This window comes from Acidisoma silvae (assembly GCF_020618775.1).
Taxonomy (GTDB): Bacteria; Pseudomonadota; Alphaproteobacteria; order Acetobacterales; family Acetobacteraceae; genus Acidisoma; species Acidisoma silvae.
Genome location: NZ_JAESVB010000002.1, coordinates 449,264 through 465,959 on the forward strand (window position 1 = coordinate 449,264; position 16,696 = coordinate 465,959).

Below are 16,696 nucleotides of genomic sequence, written 5' to 3' on the forward strand. Positions count from 1 at the left end.
TCGATTCGACGTTACCCACAACTTCTAGCGATCCGACCCCTCCATTCCCGGCAAATCGCCCATGCCGAACACGAAGCAGCAAGATCGGCGCTGCCCGATGGACCAGCGTCCGGCCTTCGCCTATAGAAGCAGCATGAACCTCGCGAAGATCGGCTACATCGGCACCTCCCTCTTCACGCGCTTTCGCGGCCGTGGCGTAGGCAAGGATGTGTTTGGCAATCGCTACTTCGAAGAGAAGTCGGCGGTACCCGGGCGGCATGTGCGCCGCTGGGTGGTTTACGCCGGCCCGCTGGAAGCTTCCACCGTACCGCCGGAATGGCATGCCTGGCTGCATTACACGGTTGATGCGCCGCTTTCGGAAAGCGCGCGCTTGCCCTGGATGAAGCCGCACCTGCCGAACCGCACCGGCACGGCCTACAGCTATCGCCCGCCGGGACATGATTATCGCGGCGGTCGCCGTCATCGGGCAACCGGCGACTACGACGCCTGGACACCGGGAGAATAAGCGTGGCGCGGCGTAACGCCGCCGAGATACTGGCGGGCCTTGCCGTTCTGGTCGTCGCTGCGGGCTTTTTGGCCTATGCGCTTGCGACATCGGGCTCCGCCGGCGTTCCCGGCTATACATTTTCGGCTGAATTCGATCGTATCGATGGATTGAGCGTCGGTTCCGACGTGCGCATGGCGGGCGTCAAGGTCGGCTCCGTCACCAATACGACAATCGATCCCAAGACCTATCTCGCGGTCGTCGATTTCACGGTGCAGAAGAATATCGACCTGCCGTCGGACAGCAGCGCTGCCATCAGCAGCCAGAGCCTGCTGGGCGGCGATTATCTCGCCCTGGTTCCCGGTGGCGCAGAAACCATGCTCAAGCCCGGCGGCCGCGTGACCATCACGCAGGGCTCGGTCAGTCTTGAAGACCTGCTCGGCAAGTTCATCTTCAGCGTCACCGATCTTGTCTCGGGCCTAAAGAAGAATAGCGGACAGGCTGGCGACGCTGCGGGCAGCAGCACACCGGGCGGCGCGCAATGACCACGGGCGCCGGTCCGGTTGCCGCCGATCCGGCCATCGTTGACCCGGACGGCAATCACTGGCCGCGAACGGATGGCAGCGCGGTCGATTGCCGCGAAAAGCTGCGTCAGCTCCGCGAAAATCAGGCCGACCTGACACAGTGCCTGCAGGATTATTTCGAAGACGCGATTTTGATGGATGTCGACGCGGAAGCGCTGCGCCGCCTTCTGCACGGCATGGTCGACCGGTTGCGTGATCCTCGGCACGGCCGCGCATGACGACGACAGTCCGGCATTGCCTTGTCGCCCTGTCGGCTTGTGCCGTTTTGACAGCCCTGCCGACCGGCAGCAGCTGGGCGCAGTCGCAGGATCCGTCCACGGCCGCCATTCAAGGGCAGTCGCTCGCAGCACCCCCCAATACCGATGAAAGCAAGGTGCTGGGCAGCGGCGCCGCAGCGAACACGACGGCGAGCGGCGAGATTGCACCGCCGGTCACACCACCCGCCCCCGAGGCCGCGCCACCGGCAAGTACCGCCACGATCCCGGCTTCCACCAGCTGGGTCGCGAAAAGCCAGGCCGATCTCATCGTCCTCGACAAGATTTACGGCAGCGCCCGGGAGGTCACAACTAATGTTGGCACCCCTTTCACGGAACGTTTCCTGACGATAACGGTTCTTGCCTGTTACGTGCGCCCGCCGGACCTGGCGCCGGACGCCGCTGTTTTCCTGCAAGTGACTGATACAAAAGCCCCTGCCGGAACCCCACCGAAGTTCCGCGGCTGGGTTTTCGCGGCGGAACCGGCGCTATCCGGGATGACGGATCCGGCGACGGATGTGTCCGTCAAGGGATGCCATTAAGTAGCCAAGTCACGGTCTTCACGTGTTAGTGTTTCTACAGTAACGCTTGGTGATATTTTGGCTGCTTCCGCACCCGGCAAATGAATGCTTAAAGAGCTAAGAATTCCTTTGGATTCACCGAGTTGGACCGTTCGTTCCGCCTTCTGTGTTATTTTTATCACGGTGTGTCGGAAACGCAGCGGAAAGACTGGGAAAGCTAGAAGAAGATGATAGATTTATCTTACCGAACAGCAGGCAACGCCTCCGAGCGACCGGCCCGGCTGAATGGTATGCGTCGGTCAAAGAGGAGAAATACAATGAAGCTTCGCAGCACGCTTATGGCGGCGACTGTGCTGGCGGTTCCGGTTCTTGCCCTTCCCAGCTTGGCGAAGGCACAGCCGGTTACCGGTCTCTATGTCGGCGCTGGCGCCGGCTATGACTACCAGGGCAGCACGAAGGTTACCGGTGGCCCGGGCGGTCTCGCTGGCGGTCGCGCCTTCTACAAGGGTGGCGTTTCCGGTAGCGGCAGCATCGGCTACGGCCTCGGCAATGGTCTGCGTCTCGAAATCGAGGGCATCTACCTTCGTGCTTCGAACAAGAACATCAAGCCGGGCGCTTATGGTCCGAACAACGCTTACCATGGCTACCAGCAGAAGTACGGCGCGTTCGCGAACGCTCTGTATGACATCGATGTCGGCAGCCCCTACATCTTCCCGTATGTCGGTGCCGGCGTTGGCTACCTCTGGACCTCCATCCCGAGCGGCGCTGTGACCTCGGCTGGCGTTTCCAACATCAGCGACACCTCGGGCAGCTTCGCTTACCAGGGCATCGCTGGCGTCTCGATCCCGGTTCCCCCGGCTCCGGGCCTCTCGATCACGGCTGAGTACCACTACATCGGCCAGACCAACAAAGAGAAGTTCAGCGCGACCTACCAGGGCGCCCCGAACGACGTGACCTTTGGCCCGTCCACCACTCAGACGGTTCTTATTGGCCTGCGTTACGCCTTCAACACGCCGTCCGCTCCGCCGCCGCCGCCCGCTCCGGTGGTTGCTCCGGCTCCGGCTCCGGCCCGTACCTACCTCGTCTTCTTCGACTGGGATAAGTACAACCTGACGCCGCGCGCCAAGGAAATCATCGCCGAGGCCGCTTCGAACTCGACGCACGTGCAGTACACGCAGATCGCTGTTAACGGCTACACCGACACGTCGGGCACGGCCTCCTACAACATGGGTCTGTCCATCCGCCGCGCGAAGAGCGTTCAGGCTCAGCTGATCGCCGACGGCGTCCCGGCTTCCGCGATCTCCATCGCGGGCTATGGCGACACCCACCTGCTGGTTCCGACCGGCCCGGGCGTCCGCGAGCCGCAGAACCGCCGCGTCGAAATCATCATCAAGTAATTTCCCTTTCGGGAACTTGCCGAATGGTGAGGGGCGCTCCGCAAGGAGCGCCCCTTTCGTTTGTGGGGTGACCCGTCACCCGCAAAAAGGGCGGCGCCGGTGGCGCCGCCCTTTTTGCTTTCGACTGCCTGATCTGGCCGGGGCTAACCCCGGCCACCCACATCCTCAGCCAGCAATCTCTTCCAGGGAACGGTTGCGGGTGCGGGGCCCGAGCAGGCCGGTCGCCGCGATCACCACCACCATGCTGCCGGCGATCAGCATGAAGACGCCGGAAACGCCGAAGTCCCGCAGCGTAAAGGCGATGACGAAGGCCATGAAGATCACCGACAGGCGGCTCCAGGAATAGACGAAGCCCACCGCTACCGCGCGGATGCGCGTGGGGTACAACTCGGCCTGATAGCTGTGGAAGGCAAAGGACAGGACGTTATTCGCCATCGTCACCAGGACGCCGAAGCCGACCACCGCCGCCGGGCTGCGCGCCTCGCCGAAACAGAGGCCAAAGACGGCGACCGCCGCCGCGCTGACGATGACCAGCACCTTGCGCTCGACCTTGTCCGCCAGACCGAAAAACAGCAGCGGTGCGAAGGGCGCGGCGATGGCGATCAGGAAGGTATATTCAAGACTATGGGTAATGGTGATGCCGTGCTGGATCAGGAAGGTCGGCACCCAATTGGCAAAGCCGTAATAGCCGACCGCCTGGAAGACGTTGAACAGGATCAGCATCACCGTTCGCGCCAGATAGCGGCGATGCCAGATTTCCCGCAGCCTTCCTTTCTCTGCCACCGGCGCGGCGACAAGCGTCACCGGCAGTAAGGCGCCCGGCGGAACGTCCGCTTCCAGTTGTGCAACGATGCGATCGGCTTCGGCCAGTTGCCCACGCCCCGCCAGCCAGCGCGGACTTTCCGGCAAGGGCCGCCGGATGAACCAAACGACGACTGCACCAGCCGCACCGATGATCACCAGCCAGCGCCAGCCGTCGAAACCCAGCGGCGATTGCGGCACCAGCCACCAGGCCAGGGCAGCCGCAATGGGCAGAATGCTGAACTGGATGGCGGCGTTGATGACGAAAGCGCGACCGCGCAAATGTTTCGGCATCAGCTCGGAAATATAGGTATCGATCGTCACCAGCTCGACGCCGATGCCGATGCCGGCCAGCAGGCGCCACAGATTGATGCTGGCGGCATCCGTCTGAAAGGCCATGATCAGCGTGCAGAGGCTGTACCAGATCAGGGAGACGGTGAAGATCCGCCGGCGCCCGAAGCGGTCCGCCACGAAGCCGAAGGCCAGCGTGCCGATGAAAAGACCGATGAAGAAGGCCGCGACGAAGCTGGCAATGCCGTTATTGCCGAAGAAGCCCGCGGTCGTCGCCGTGAAGATATGCGCATGGACCAGACCGGGCGCGATGGAACCGGTCAGGAAGAGGTCGAAATATTCAAAACAGCCGCCCAGCGACAGCAGCACCACCATCATCCAGATGCGGCGGGTACCGGGCAGGCGATCGAGGCGCGCGGCGATGTCGGCGACAGATGTCATGATTGTTCACTCCCCGTCCGCCCATCGGTTGCAGGCAGATGACGGGGATGTGACATGGCACGCCGGCTGACGCCAGAGCGCGCTTGCCCGGGCTAGCGCGGCAGCGCCTGCATGCGCAGATCGGTCTTCGCCAGGCGGCGGCTGGCGCTGAATTCAGCCGGCAGAGACAGCACCGCCCGCACACCGGGATGATTGTCTTCCAGCCGCAATGTGCCGTTATGCAGTTGCACCACGGCCTGCACCAGCGACAGGCCAAGACCGGAGCCCGGCGTGCTGCGGGCGGATTCGCCACGATAGAAGCGCTCCGTCACCCGCATGCGGTCTTCGGGCGGAATGCCGGGGCCGGAATCGGCCACCACGATTTCGATGCGGTCGCCGAGCCGGCCCGCGCCCAGCAGAATAGGCTTGCCGGGGGGCGAGAATTTCAGTGCGTTTTCCAGAAGATTGGCAACTGCCTGCTGAAGCAGGTCGCGGTCACCGAACATGGGTAAAGGCGGCTGCGCCAGAAGGTCGATCTGCTGCCCCTGCTCTTCCGCCGCCGCGCCGTACAGCTCATGCATATCGGCCAGCAGCGCATAGAGATCGAGCGAGGCGAAGGCCGAGCGGCGCGCACCGGCCTCGATCTCGGCAATGCGCAGCAGACCCTGGAAGACCGAGACGATCCCGTCCAGATCCGAAGTCGCGCGTTCCACCGCCGCATGCAGATCACCGGCGTCGCGCGCATGCAGCGCCGCATCTTCCAGCCGCGCCCGCGCCCGCGTGATCGGCGTGCGCAGGTCATGCGCGATGGCGTTGGAGACCTGGCGGACGCCATCCATCAGCCGCGCGATGCGGTCCAGCATGTCGTTGATGGTCTCAGCCAGCCGGTCGAACTCATCGCCTCGGCCGGAAATACGCACGCGATTGGACAGGTCGCCGCGCGAAATCGCATTCGCGGTCGCCGAGACATCGGCCAGGCTGCGGCGGAACAGGCTTTGAATGGCGATGGCGCCCGCCGAACCGAGCACGACCATGACCAGCACGGCCCAGAGCAGGCCGGCGGTCAGCAACGAGCGCAGCTTGGCGCGTGACCCGACGTCGCGCCCGATCAGCAGATGAAAGCCGCCCGGCAGGTCGTAACGGCGCAGCCGCGCGAGCGCCTGGCGGTCGCCGCGCTGAACCGTCAGCTCGAACCAGGAATCGGACCCCGAGACCTCTTTCGGCCAGATAGCCAGATTGCCGGCAATGGGGTGCAGGTCGTTATCGGCCAGAAGATAGATCGCGTTCTCGTCCACATTCTGGGACAGGCGATCCTGAATGGTCAGGATCAGCGCAGGAACGCCCCCTTCCTGGTAGCGCTCGCCCAATCCTTGCGCATCCGCATTGATGGCGGCTTCCACCTGCCGGTTGAGCAGGCCGGCGGTCGCCCACCATAGGAAGATCGCCAGCGCAACCGCGCTGAGGCCGAAGATGATCGCGTAAAGAGCGGCGAAGCGCAGGCCGGCAGACCGCAACAGCGGCGAGCCGCGCAGCCGCGCGAAAAACGCCCGCCGGCGGTCGCCCGGACAATGCGGCACACGCGCCACCGTCCCGGCCCGCGGCGGACGCCGCAGCCGTATCGCGCTCAGTTTGAAACGCGCGGCGTCCATAGGCCCTCAGCCCTCATTATCGGCCCGCATGATGTAGCCGGCATTGCGGACCGTATGCAGCAGCGGCTTCGGAAAGGGCTTGTCCACCTTCTGCCGCAGGCGCGAGACATGGACGTCGATCACATTGGTCTGCGGGTCGAAATGATAGTCCCACACGCCCTCCAGCAGCATGGTGCGCGTCACGACCTGACCGGCATGGCGCATCAGATATTCCAGCAGGCGGTATTCGCGCGGTTGCAGGTCAATCTTCTGACCGGCGCGCTTCACGCTGCGCGACAGCAGGTCCATTTCCAGATCGCCCACGGCCAGACGCGTCACCGGGGAATCCGCCTTGCCGCGCCGGGTCAGCGCTTCCACCCGCGCCAGCAGTTCCGCGAAGGCGAAGGGCTTGGTGAGATAGTCGTCGCCACCCGCTTTCAGGCCCTTCACGCGGTCATCGACCTGGCCCAGCGCCGAGAGAAACAGCACCGGCACGGTGTTTTCCTGTGCGCGGAGCGTTTCCAGAAGGCGCAGTCCGTCGACCCCACCAGGCAGCATGCGATCCAGAATGATCGCATCGAACTGCTCGCTTGCCGCCATGAACAAGCCGTCGCGGCCATTCGCCGCATGTTCCACGACGTGATTCGCTTCCCGCAGTCCCTTGACCACGAAACCGGCGACGTCGCGGTCATCCTCGACCAGAAGAATACGCATCTCAGTCCCCTCTCAACGCATCGAACATGGTGTCACGGTTTTTCATTGCGCTTGCGTCTCCGGACGCAGGCCGACCGTGACATTGGCCGACAGCACGCGGCCATGCCGGATGAAAGCGAGGCGCGCGCGCTCCCCGGGATGAATTTCGGCCACCGCGCGGATCAGCCCCAGCGCCGTATCGACCTTCTTCGCATCGACCGACAGGATGCGGTCGCCGGCTCGCAGGCCGCTATGGCCGGCCGGGCCGGACGCCTGCACCATGGTCACGCGCACGCCGTCGCCGCTTTCGTCGTCGGCCAAGCCCACGCCGAGCCAGCCGCGATCAAGATGGCCGTGCTGCTCCAGGACCGAGACGACGTTTTGAGCGATCTCGCTTGGGATAGCGAAGCCGATGCCGACAGAACCGCCGGTAGGCGAGATGATGGCGGTGTCGACGCCCACCACGCCGCCATTCAGATCAAAAGCCGGGCCGCCGGAATTGCCGGGATTGATGGGCGCGTCCAGCTGAAGGAAATCATCGAACGGCCCGCTCATGATGTCACGGCCACGGGCCGAAATGATACCGGCGGTCACCGTATTGCCCAGGCCGAAAGGGTTGCCCGCAACCATGATCCAGTCACCGACCTCCACCTGCCGGGAATCGCCCCAGCTGACATAAGGCAGCGGCCGGTCCGCCGTCACCTTGATGACAGCGATATCGGTCAACTGATCGACGCCGAGGATCTTGGCCGGCAACTGGGTGCCGTCGGCCAGAGAGACGGTGATCTTGGTCGCGCCCCCCACCACATGGTCGTTCGTGACAATGATTCCGCTGGGATCGATGATGAAACCCGACCCGGCACCATACACTTTCTGGTGGCCCGCCTGCGGCGTCGGCGCGCCCTGGTCGCCACCGTCATCGGCTGCCGCCGCTGCCGCGCTTTCCGTCACCGCAATGCTGACGACGGCCGGCACCACCTTTTTCACAAGGTTGCGGAAGCTCGGCAAACCCTGCTGCGCCATGGCCGGCGCGGCGGCCAGGCCCAGCGCTGCCGCCAGAGTCAGGCCCGCGCTCAGGCGCAGTCCGCCGCCGAAAGCCGGCAGCCGGGGCTGAAGCGGAAGAGGGGCGATTGATGTCATACTGCTACTTGTCACGAAAATCCCTCGCTCGCCCAGAGCCTGCTCACGAAAGCCGTTGCAATTTCTGAGCTTTAACCTTCCGTCATGCCGTGCTTCATCTAGGAAGGGCCGAACGGCCCTCTGCCTGCGTCAAAAAACGCTGTCCGGCAGCCAAGGGCCAGCAAGACTATCCGAAAGGAAGCGCGCCGTGACGACGGAACCCGTAACCATCGACGAATTCGAGCGACTCGACATTCGTGTCGGCACCATCACCGATGCTCAACCCTTTCCCGAGGCGCGCAAGCCTGCGATCAAGCTGTGGATCGATTTCGGCGGCGATCTCGGCGTGAAACGCTCCTCCGCGCAGATTACCGTGCATTACCGGCCGGACACGCTGATCGGCCGACAGGTCTGTGCTGTGGTCAATTTTCCGCCCCGGCGCATCGGTCCTTTCGTCAGCGAGGTCTTGACCTTGGGCCTGCCGGATGCGCAAGGCGGCATCGTTTTGATCAGGCCCGATTTCAAGGTGCCGGACGGAGGGAAGCTTTTTTGATGGCGCCGCAATATTACACCGTCACCTGGGACCAGTTGCACCGCGATGCGCGCGCCTTAGCCTGGCGGCTGATCGATACCGGCCCCTGGAAAGGGATCGTCGCCGTGACGCGCGGCGGCCTTATTCCGGCTGCCATCATTGCCCGCGAGCTGGAATGCCGCCTGATCGAAAGCGTCTCGGTCGAAACCTATAACGAGGAGTCGATCGGCCATCCGGTCGTCACCAAGGCGCCGACGGCGGCCGGCGACGGCGAAGGCTTCCTGATCATCGACGATCTGGTCGATACAGGCACTACCGCGCGCGTCGTCCGCAAGCTGCTGCCGAAAGCGCATTTCGCGACCGTCTATGCCAAGCCGGCCGGCAAGGACATCGTCGATACCTTCGTCACCGAGGTCAGCCAGAATACCTGGATTCTCTTTCCCTGGGACACCGACGCCGCGCCGCAATTCGTGGCGCCCATCGCCCGCGCGCCGGGTCGCGGCGCTTAACAAGGCTGCTTAGCCGCTGATCCCCATCGCGCGCTTCATGAAGAAGCGCTTGACCGGCGGCAAGCGATGGACCGCCGCAATGCCGAGGTCGCGGGCCAGACGGATGGCGGGATTGTCGTTACTGAACAGCCGGTCCAGAGCGTCCGTCGCCGCCAGCATGGCCAGATTGTCCGGCCGCCGCTGCCGCTGATAGCGGGCAAGCATATCGGCCTCACCCGGATCGTTGCCCGAGGCCAGGGCCTCGCCGATCAGGTCGGACAGAACGATCGCGTCGCGCAGGCCGAGATTGAACCCTTGGCCGGCGATGGGGTGGATGCCATGGGCGGCGTCGCCCACCAAAGCCAGCCGCTGATCGACATAGCGCGTGGCGAGCAAAGCCGAGAGCGGATAGTTCCAGCGACGGCCCAGCAGCCGGATCGGCCCCAGATGGTCCCCCAGGCGCCGCGCCACCTGATGGGTGAAACTGTCGGAGTCCATCCGCATCAGCGCGTCCGCGACAGCGGTTTTTTCCGTGAAAACGATGGCCGAGACGTGCGGCGCGCCGGCCGTTGGGCCCAAAGGAAGCTGGGCAAAGGGACCGCCGGGCAGGAAATGCTCCAGCGCCGTATTCTCATGCGGGTATTCATGGGCGATGGCACAGACCACGCCGCTCTGCCGGTAGGGATAGCGGATGACGGGAATATTCGCCTCCCGCCGCAGCGGGCTTTGCCGTCCCTCGGCCGCGATGACGAGGCGCACCTGCGCGACCAGGCCGGTGGAGAGCCGAACCGTCACGCCATCCGCGCGCCGTTCCACCCGTGCTGTGGCCGGCGCCGCCAGGGTGACGCCCCGCCCCGCGTGAAGACGGCGGTTGAGTGCGATGCGCAGGCTGCGCGCTTCCACCATCCAGCCGAAAGGACCGCTCGCCTCCCCCAGCTCGCGGCGATCGAAATGCAGGAACAGGGGGGAGGCAGGCCGGCCCGGCTTGCCGTCCGAGACATGGATCTGCTCGATCGGGCAAGGCTGGAAAGGCAACGCCTGCCACAGCGCGGCATCGTCCAGCAGAGGCTGGGTTCCGGCGGCGATCGCATAGGCCCGACCGTCGAAACCGGGATCTTCCATTGGCGGCAGGGCGGCGCGATCGACGATCAGCACGCGGGCGCCGCTTTCAGCCAGCTGGCAGGCCAGGGCACCGCCGACAGGCCCGGCTCCCAGGATGCAGACGTCAAACTCGGTATCGCTCATCGCAACTGGTCCCTCTGTCGCGGTCTATAGGCCGTAAGTCACTGACCTTGAAAGAGCAGCTTCTGCCTCGCCCGCAGGCGCTTGACCCAATTTTCGATGCATAAAATTTAGGCAGCCCTTTCACGACATGGAGAAAAGATTAGAAATACCCCTTTCGGTGCTATCATCACGAACTTGGCATGGGTCTTGAATAAACAATTGGCCATTAGAGCCCTCGCCGCTGGGGCGGGCAAAGACGATGCCACGAACGGAGGACGCCGACATGAAGTTGGTCATGGCCATTATCAAACCATTCAAGCTTGACGACGTTCGCGAAGCGCTGACTCCGCTGGGCGTGCAGGGGCTCACCGTGTCTGAGGTCAAAGGATTTGGCCGTCAGAAGGGGCAGACGGAAATTTACCGTGGCGCCGAATATCACGTGAATTTCCTGCCCAAGGTGAAGATCGAAGTGGCAGTGCCCTCCGATCTCGCCGAACAGGTTGTCGAGGCGATCATGAAGGCCGCACATACCGGCAAGATCGGTGACGGCAAGATCTTCATCATGGACGTCGAGCGTGTCGTGCGTATCCGCACGGGCGAACTCGACTCAGAAGCTCTTTGAAGGAAACCCGGATGACTGGACCATCCATGCAACGCTTTAAAAGCTCCCGGAGTCTCCTCCGGGCCCTTCCCCTAGCCCTGCCGTTGCTGGGCTTCGCCGCTCCGGCTTTCGCCGCCGACGCGCCGAAGATCGACACCGGCAACACCGCCTGGATGCTGGCATCCACGGCGCTGGTGCTGATGATGACCATTCCGGGTCTGGCGCTGTTCTATGCCGGCATGGTGCGCAAGAAGAACGTTCTTGCGACCATGATGCAGTCCTTCGCGATCTGCTGCCTTGTCACCATCGTCTGGTGCGTTGTCGGCTACAGCCTGGCCTTCACCACCGGCAATGCCTATGTCGGCGATCTGTCCCAGTTCATGCTCAAGGGCTTCGCCAAGACCTGGAACAATGACTTCCTTCTCGGCGGCACGGTCGATCAGACCATCCCCGAGAGCGTCTACATGATGTTCCAGATGACCTTCGCGATCATCACCCCGGCCCTGATCTGCGGCGCCTTCGCTGACCGCATGAAGTTCAGCGCCATGTGCGTCTTCATGGTGATCTGGTCGATCGTCGTCTACAGCCCGATCGCGCATTGGGTCTGGTCCACCACCGGCTGGGCCGGCGGCATGGGCGTGCTCGACTTCGCGGGCGGCACCGTCGTTCACATCAATGCGGGCGTTGCCGGCCTGATGTGCGCCATCGTGCTTGGCAAGCGCGTCGGCTACGGCCACGACAACATGCACCCCTACAATGTCGGCTACGCCATGATCGGCGCCAGCCTTCTGTGGGTGGGCTGGTTCGGCTTCAATGCGGGTTCCGCCGTCGCCGCCAACGGCCGTGCGGGCATGGCCATGGCCGCGACCCAGATCGCGACCGCCGCTGCCGCTCTGGCCTGGATGTTCGCCGAATGGATCACCAAGGGTAAGCCGAGCCTGCTCGGCATCGTGTCCGGCGCCGTCGCCGGCCTCGTCGCCATTACCCCGGCCTCCGGCTTCGTTCTGCCCGGCGCTTCGATCATCATCGGCATCGCCGCCGGCGTGATCTGCTACTTCTTCTCCACCACGGTGAAGAACTTCTTCGGCTACGACGACAGCCTGGATTGCTGGGGCGTGCATGGCATCGGCGGTATCGTCGGCGCTCTGCTCACCGGCGTCTTCGCCTTCGGCCCGCTCTACGGCGGTTCCGGCGGCAGCGCCAAGCAGCTGCTGATCCAGTGCTACGGCGTCGGCGCCACCCTGATCTGGTCGGGCGGCATCTCCTTCGTCCTGCTCAAGATCATCGACCTCACCATTGGCCTGCGCATCACGCGGGACGAGGAAGTCGAAGGCATGGACATCACCCTGCACGGCGAACAGATCGTCTGATCTGTCTGCCACCGCAGAGTTTGCCTCGGAAACCCCCGCGCTTTGCGCGGGGGTTTTTCGTTTGGGAAAAGCCGTTGCCGCTATTCGGCGGCGGCTTTGGCGGCAGCGCCGGCCGCGAGGGGGCAAAGAATAACGGCCAGGCACAGGAAAGCGCCCAGCAGCAGCAGCGCGGGCTTTTCCGCCACCCCGGTTTCGGCCGCGCCCGCCGCCGCCGTGCCGAAGATCAGCACCGGCGTCGCCAGCGGCAGCACGATCAGCGGCAGCAGCACGCCGCCGCGCCGCGCGCCGATCACCAGGGCCGCGCCGGTCGTGCCCAGCAGCGACAGCGTCATGCTGCCCAGGACAAGGCCGAGTTCCAGCGGCACCAGTGCTGCCGTCGGCAGGTTCAGCATCAGCGCCACCGGCATGGCGACGATCACCAGCGGCAGGCCGGCGAAAAGCCAGTGGGATGCGGCCTTGATCAAGCCCAGCAATCCGGGCGGCAGGCCCTGCAACAGCAATTGGTCGAGCGAGCCGTCCTCGTAATCCGCGCCGAACAGACGGTCGAGCGGCAGCAGGGCGGCCAGCAGCGCCGCAATCCAGATCGCACCCGGGGCGATCTTGCCCAGCAGCGCCGGCGCCGGGCCGATCCCCAGCGGAAACAGGCTGGCTGCGAGCACAAAGAACAGCAGAACGGCCAGGCTATCCGCGCCATGACGGAAGGACAGCCGCATCTCCCGCGCCAGCAGGCGCACGGCAATCGTCATCATGACAGCCGCACCGAACGGCCGCCGGGCATCGGCAGATCCTGATGGGTGGCCGCGATCACTATGCCGCCCTGCGCGCGATGGCGGGCGATCATATCCCCGAACAGCAGGACGGAGGCCGTATCCAGGCCCGTGACGGGTTCATCCAGCAGCCAGAGCGCCGCCGGTCGCAAGCACAGCCGCGCGATCGCCAATCGCCGCTTCTGTCCGGCCGACAGCATGCGGGCCGGAATATCGGCGAGATCGAGCAGATCCACCTGCTCCAGCGCGGCTTCGATGCCGGCCTCCCGCTCCGCGCGGCGGCCTGCGGCCCAGGTGGACAGATTTTCGGTGACGGTCAGGCCCGGCTTCACGGCATCCTGATGACCGAGATAGGCGAGGCGCGCGTGATAGGCGTTCAGATCGGCCATTGCGTCCTCGCCCGCCCAAAGCACCCGGCCCGAGGCCAGCGGCACCAGACCCGCGATCATGCGCAGCAGCGTGGTTTTACCCGCGCCATTACGCCCCGTCAGCGCAATGGCCTCGCCCGAAGCGACCGCAAAGGACAAATCCTCGAACAGAAGATGATCGCCACGAATGGCCGCGACGCTAAGAATTTCGAGCAAGCCGACGCTCCTGCTAGCCTGAACACGCGGTTTATCCATGGGGACAAGGAATTGCGCGGATTGACCCTCGATAGCAGCAGTTTCACTATGATGCCCCGCAGCAAACAGAGCCTATCCATGCGCCTGCGTCGTGGACCCGGGCGGGTGGGTATGGTTTAAGCCGCTATAAGATTCTTGGCGCCTCCCCGGGCGGGAGCAACGCCTCCTTTAGGGACAGAAGCAGCATGAAAATGAGCGGGCAGGATAGTCTGGGTACCAAGCGGACCCTAGACGTCGGTGGCAAGAGCTACACCTACTTCTCGATTCCTGAGGCCGAGAAGACCCTGGGTGACCTGTCCCGCCTGCCAGTCAGCCTGAAAGTTCTGCTGGAAAACATCCTGCGCTACGAGGACGGCCGCACTTATAAGGTGGACGACGCCAAGGCCATGGCGGAATGGCTGCTGAAGGCCAGTTCCACCCGCGAAGTGCCTTTCCGCCCGGCCCGCATCCTGATGCAGGATTTCACCGGCGTTCCAGCGGTCGTCGACCTCGCCGCCATGCGCGACGGCATCCTCAAGCTCGGCGGCAACCCGGACAAGGTGAACCCGCTCATTCCCGTCGATCTCGTCATCGATCACTCGGTCCAGGTCGATATCAGCGGCACCGCCGACAGCCTGGAAAAGAACGTCGACATCGAATTCGAGCGCAACAGCGAGCGCTATACCTTCTTGCGCTGGGGCCAGGGCTCTTTCGACAATTTCGGCGTCGTGCCGCCCGGCACCGGCATCTGCCATCAGGTGAATCTGGAATATATCTCCCAGAACACCTGGACCGCTGAAGCGGACGGCGAGACCTTCGCCTATCCCGATACGCTCTATGGCACCGACAGCCACACCACCATGGTGAACGGCCTCGGCGTGCTCGGCTGGGGCGTCGGCGGCATCGAGGCCGAAGCCGCGATGCTCGGCCAGCCCATCGCCATGCTGATCCCCGACGTCATCGGCTTCCGCATCACCGGCAAGCTGAACGAAGGCGTGACCGCGACCGATCTGGTGCTGACCGTCACCCAGATGCTGCGCAAGAAAGGCGTCGTCGGCAAGTTCGTGGAATTCTTCGGCCCCGGCCTCGACCATATGCCGCTCGCCGACCGCGCCACCATCGCCAATATGGCCCCGGAATATGGCGCGACCTGCGGCTTCTTCCCGCTCGACAAGCTTGCCGTCGACTATATGCGCCTCACCGGCCGCACCGATCAGGCGATCGCGCTGGCCGAAGCCTATACCAAGGCGCAGGGCCTGTGGCGCGACACGAGCACGCCGGACCCGGTCTTCACCGATACGCTGGAACTGGACCTTTCGACGGTTGAGCCTTCCATCGCCGGCCCGAAGCGCCCGCAGGATCGCGTCTCCCTCAAGAACGCCTCCTCCGCCTTCAAGACCGAGCTGACCAAAAGCCTGGGCGTGCCGGCGAATGATGTCAGCACCACCGCCAAGGTCGGCGACCGCAACTACACCATCACCCATGGCGATGTGGTGATCGCGGCCATCACCAGCTGCACCAATACCTCGAACCCCTATGTGTTGGTCGCCGCCGGCCTCGTGGCCCGCAAGGCCCGCGCCCTTGGCCTGACGCCGCGCCCCTGGGTGAAGACCTCGCTGGCCCCCGGCTCCCAGGTCGTTACCGAATATCTCGACAAGTCGGGCCTGTCCGCCGATCTCGACGCGCTAGGCTTTCAGACCGTGGGCTACGGCTGCACCACATGCATCGGCAATTCCGGCCCGCTGGATGACGACATCGTCGATGCCATCGAAAGCAACAAGCTGGTCGCCGTCTCCGTTCTGTCCGGCAATCGCAACTTCGAAGGCCGCGTGCATCCGAATGTGCGCGCCAATTACCTCGCCAGCCCGCCGCTGGTCGTCGCCTATTCGCTGCTCGGCACGATGAACGAGGATATCACCACCGCCGCGCTCGGCACGTCGAAGGACGGCCAGCCGGTCTATCTCAAGGACATCTGGCCGACCGCCGCCGAAATTAACGGCATCGTCGGCAGCACGCTCAGCCGCGAAATGTTCCAGTCGCGCTATTCCGACGTCTTCAAGGGCCCGCGCCAGTGGCAGGAGATCGAGGTCGAGGCCGGCAGCAAGACCTATGGCTGGAACGACAGCTCCACCTATGTCCGCAACCCGCCCTATTTCGATGGCATCACGATGACGCCGAAGCCGGTGACGGATGTGACCGGCGCCCGCATTCTGGCGCTGCTTGGCGACAGCATCACCACCGACCATATCAGCCCGGCCGGCAGCATCAAGAAAAGCTCACCCGCCGGCGAGTATCTGATGCAGTACCAGGTGCAGCAAAAGGACTTCAACAGCTACGGCGCGCGCCGTGGCAATCATGAAGTCATGATGCGCGGCACCTTCGCCAATATCCGCATCAAGAACGAAATGGCGCCGGGCACCGAAGGCGGCGTCACCACGCATTACCCGTCCGGCAAGGTGATGCCGATCTATGACGCGGCCATGCTCTACAAGGCGGAAGCGACCCCGCTGGTCGTCTTCGGCGGCAAGGAATACGGCACTGGCTCGTCGCGTGACTGGGCGGCGAAGGGCACCATGCTGCTGGGCGTTAAGGCCGTCATCACCGAAAGCTTCGAGCGTATCCATCGCTCCAACCTTGTCGGCATGGGCGTGCTGCCGCTGACCTTCAAGGACGGCATGGACCGCAAGAGCCTGGGCCTCACCGGTCAGGAAACGCTGGACCTGCTGGGTCTGGAAGAGCTGAGCCCGCGCATGGACGTAACGCTTGTCATCCATCGCCTGGACGGATCGAAGGACGAGGTGAAGCTGCTCTGCCGCGTCGATACGCTGGACGAAGTCGCTTATTACCAGCATGGCGGCATCCTGCATTACGTGCTGCGCGAAATGGCCAAGGCGGCCTGATCGACCCCGCTTACCCAAGG

General features: G+C 64.1%; 17 protein-coding genes. 10 read left to right on the forward strand and 7 right to left on the reverse strand.

Annotation, left to right across the window (positions count from 1 at the left end):
* Positions 1–61 precede the first annotated feature (61 nt).
* The 5 genes from ASILVAE211_RS06650 (at position 62) to ASILVAE211_RS06670 (ending at position 3,240) form a co-directional block, all read left to right on the forward strand.
* On the forward strand, positions 62–505 hold the full coding sequence (locus ASILVAE211_RS06650) for an NADH:ubiquinone oxidoreductase subunit NDUFA12 (protein WP_406566020.1): 444 nt from the start codon (positions 62–64) through the stop codon (positions 503–505).
* 2 nt (positions 506–507) lie between these two features.
* Positions 508–1,029: an outer membrane lipid asymmetry maintenance protein MlaD gene (gene mlaD, locus ASILVAE211_RS06655; protein WP_227320511.1), complete on the forward strand. Its 522-nt coding sequence runs from the start codon at positions 508–510 to the stop codon at positions 1,027–1,029.
* Entirely contained in the window at positions 1,026–1,286 is a 261-nt protein-coding gene (locus tag ASILVAE211_RS06660; protein WP_227320512.1) for a hypothetical protein, read from the forward strand. The genes mlaD and ASILVAE211_RS06660 overlap by 4 nt, the downstream gene beginning before the upstream one ends.
* Entirely contained in the window at positions 1,283–1,864 is a 582-nt protein-coding gene (locus ASILVAE211_RS06665) for a DUF2155 domain-containing protein (RefSeq protein ID WP_227320513.1), read from the forward strand. The genes ASILVAE211_RS06660 and ASILVAE211_RS06665 overlap by 4 nt, the downstream gene beginning before the upstream one ends.
* A 296-nt stretch (positions 1,865–2,160) precedes the next feature.
* Positions 2,161–3,240 (forward strand): OmpA family protein, encoded by a 1,080-nt coding sequence (locus ASILVAE211_RS06670; protein ID WP_227320514.1) that lies wholly within the window; start codon positions 2,161–2,163, stop codon positions 3,238–3,240.
* 165 nt (positions 3,241–3,405) lie between these two features.
* Here ASILVAE211_RS06670 and ASILVAE211_RS06675 read toward each other — a convergent pair whose 3' ends face one another.
* From ASILVAE211_RS06675 to ASILVAE211_RS06690, 4 genes are all read right to left on the reverse strand, one after another.
* Positions 3,406–4,773, reverse strand: coding sequence for an MFS transporter (locus ASILVAE211_RS06675; protein ID WP_227320515.1), 1,368 nt, complete (start codon positions 4,771–4,773; stop codon positions 3,406–3,408).
* Between the two features lie 92 nt (positions 4,774–4,865).
* The gene (locus ASILVAE211_RS06680; protein ID WP_227320516.1) at positions 4,866–6,401 is read right to left on the reverse strand and encodes a sensor histidine kinase; all 1,536 of its coding nucleotides are present in this window, start codon (positions 6,399–6,401) and stop codon (positions 4,866–4,868) included.
* 6 nt (positions 6,402–6,407) lie between these two features.
* On the reverse strand, positions 6,408–7,094 hold the full coding sequence (locus tag ASILVAE211_RS06685; RefSeq protein WP_227320517.1) for a response regulator transcription factor: 687 nt from the start codon (positions 7,092–7,094) through the stop codon (positions 6,408–6,410).
* 42 nt (positions 7,095–7,136) lie between these two features.
* Positions 7,137–8,228 (reverse strand): S1C family serine protease, encoded by a 1,092-nt coding sequence (locus tag ASILVAE211_RS06690; protein WP_227320518.1) that lies wholly within the window; start codon positions 8,226–8,228, stop codon positions 7,137–7,139.
* Positions 8,229–8,400: 172 nt separating this feature from the next.
* On the opposite strand from ASILVAE211_RS06690, the gene ASILVAE211_RS06695 reads away from it, so the two are divergent.
* Positions 8,401–8,745 carry a tRNA-binding protein gene (locus tag ASILVAE211_RS06695; RefSeq protein ID WP_227320519.1) on the forward strand — a complete coding sequence of 115 codons (345 nt, stop codon included), beginning with the start codon at positions 8,401–8,403 and terminating at the stop codon, positions 8,743–8,745.
* On the forward strand, positions 8,745–9,233 hold the full coding sequence (gene gpt / locus ASILVAE211_RS06700) for a xanthine phosphoribosyltransferase (protein ID WP_227320520.1): 489 nt from the start codon (positions 8,745–8,747) through the stop codon (positions 9,231–9,233). Before ASILVAE211_RS06695 ends, gpt begins: the two co-directional genes overlap by 1 nt.
* A gap of 9 nt (positions 9,234–9,242) precedes the next feature.
* Here gpt and ASILVAE211_RS06705 read toward each other — a convergent pair whose 3' ends face one another.
* On the reverse strand, positions 9,243–10,457 hold the full coding sequence (locus tag ASILVAE211_RS06705) for a UbiH/UbiF/VisC/COQ6 family ubiquinone biosynthesis hydroxylase (protein WP_227320521.1): 1,215 nt from the start codon (positions 10,455–10,457) through the stop codon (positions 9,243–9,245).
* A 262-nt stretch (positions 10,458–10,719) separates the two neighbouring features.
* Between ASILVAE211_RS06705 and ASILVAE211_RS06710 the strand changes: the two genes are divergently transcribed.
* Both ASILVAE211_RS06710 and ASILVAE211_RS06715 read left to right on the forward strand, forming a co-directional pair.
* Entirely contained in the window at positions 10,720–11,058 is a 339-nt protein-coding gene (locus ASILVAE211_RS06710) for a P-II family nitrogen regulator (protein ID WP_227320522.1), read from the forward strand.
* Positions 11,059–11,069: 11 nt separating this feature from the next.
* Positions 11,070–12,407: an ammonium transporter gene (locus tag ASILVAE211_RS06715; RefSeq protein ID WP_264478723.1), complete on the forward strand. Its 1,338-nt coding sequence runs from the start codon at positions 11,070–11,072 to the stop codon at positions 12,405–12,407.
* A gap of 80 nt (positions 12,408–12,487) precedes the next feature.
* On the opposite strand, the gene ccmB is transcribed toward ASILVAE211_RS06715, so the two are convergent.
* Together ccmB and ccmA are read right to left on the reverse strand one after the other, a co-directional pair.
* Positions 12,488–13,156: a heme exporter protein CcmB gene (gene ccmB / locus ASILVAE211_RS06720; protein ID WP_227320523.1), complete on the reverse strand. Its 669-nt coding sequence runs from the start codon at positions 13,154–13,156 to the stop codon at positions 12,488–12,490.
* Positions 13,153–13,758, reverse strand: coding sequence for a heme ABC exporter ATP-binding protein CcmA (ccmA, locus tag ASILVAE211_RS06725; RefSeq protein WP_227320524.1), 606 nt, complete (start codon positions 13,756–13,758; stop codon positions 13,153–13,155). The genes ccmB and ccmA overlap by 4 nt, the downstream gene beginning before the upstream one ends.
* Before the next feature lie 224 nt (positions 13,759–13,982).
* Here ccmA and acnA point away from each other — a divergent pair, with 224 nt between their 5' ends.
* Positions 13,983–16,676 carry an aconitate hydratase AcnA gene (gene acnA, locus ASILVAE211_RS06730; RefSeq protein WP_227320525.1) on the forward strand — a complete coding sequence of 898 codons (2,694 nt, stop codon included), beginning with the start codon at positions 13,983–13,985 and terminating at the stop codon, positions 16,674–16,676.
* The last annotated feature ends 20 nt before the right edge of the window (positions 16,677–16,696 follow it).

What these genes read in the sequence shown, in the direction of transcription:
- ASILVAE211_RS06650 (WP_406566020.1), top strand. Translation starts at nt 62, where the DNA reads ATGCCGAACACGAAGCAGCAAGATCGGCGCTGCCCGATGGACCAGCGT.
- ASILVAE211_RS06660 (WP_227320512.1), top strand. Translation starts at nt 1,026, where the DNA reads ATGACCACGGGCGCCGGTCCGGTTGCCGCCGATCCGGCCATCGTTGAC.
- ASILVAE211_RS06665 (WP_227320513.1), top strand. Translation starts at nt 1,283, where the DNA reads ATGACGACGACAGTCCGGCATTGCCTTGTCGCCCTGTCGGCTTGTGCC.
- ASILVAE211_RS06670 (WP_227320514.1), top strand. Translation starts at nt 2,161, where the DNA reads ATGAAGCTTCGCAGCACGCTTATGGCGGCGACTGTGCTGGCGGTTCCG.
- ASILVAE211_RS06675 (WP_227320515.1), bottom strand. Translation starts at nt 4,773, where the DNA reads ATGACATCTGTCGCCGACATCGCCGCGCGCCTCGATCGCCTGCCCGGT.
- ASILVAE211_RS06680 (WP_227320516.1), bottom strand. Translation starts at nt 6,401, where the DNA reads ATGGACGCCGCGCGTTTCAAACTGAGCGCGATACGGCTGCGGCGTCCG.
- ASILVAE211_RS06685 (WP_227320517.1), bottom strand. Translation starts at nt 7,094, where the DNA reads ATGCGTATTCTTCTGGTCGAGGATGACCGCGACGTCGCCGGTTTCGTG.
- gpt (WP_227320520.1), top strand. Translation starts at nt 8,745, where the DNA reads ATGGCGCCGCAATATTACACCGTCACCTGGGACCAGTTGCACCGCGAT.
- ASILVAE211_RS06705 (WP_227320521.1), bottom strand. Translation starts at nt 10,457, where the DNA reads ATGAGCGATACCGAGTTTGACGTCTGCATCCTGGGAGCCGGGCCTGTC.
- ASILVAE211_RS06710 (WP_227320522.1), top strand. Translation starts at nt 10,720, where the DNA reads ATGAAGTTGGTCATGGCCATTATCAAACCATTCAAGCTTGACGACGTT.
- ASILVAE211_RS06715 (WP_264478723.1), top strand. Translation starts at nt 11,070, where the DNA reads ATGACTGGACCATCCATGCAACGCTTTAAAAGCTCCCGGAGTCTCCTC.
- ccmB (WP_227320523.1), bottom strand. Translation starts at nt 13,156, where the DNA reads ATGATGACGATTGCCGTGCGCCTGCTGGCGCGGGAGATGCGGCTGTCC.
- acnA (WP_227320525.1), top strand. Translation starts at nt 13,983, where the DNA reads ATGAAAATGAGCGGGCAGGATAGTCTGGGTACCAAGCGGACCCTAGAC.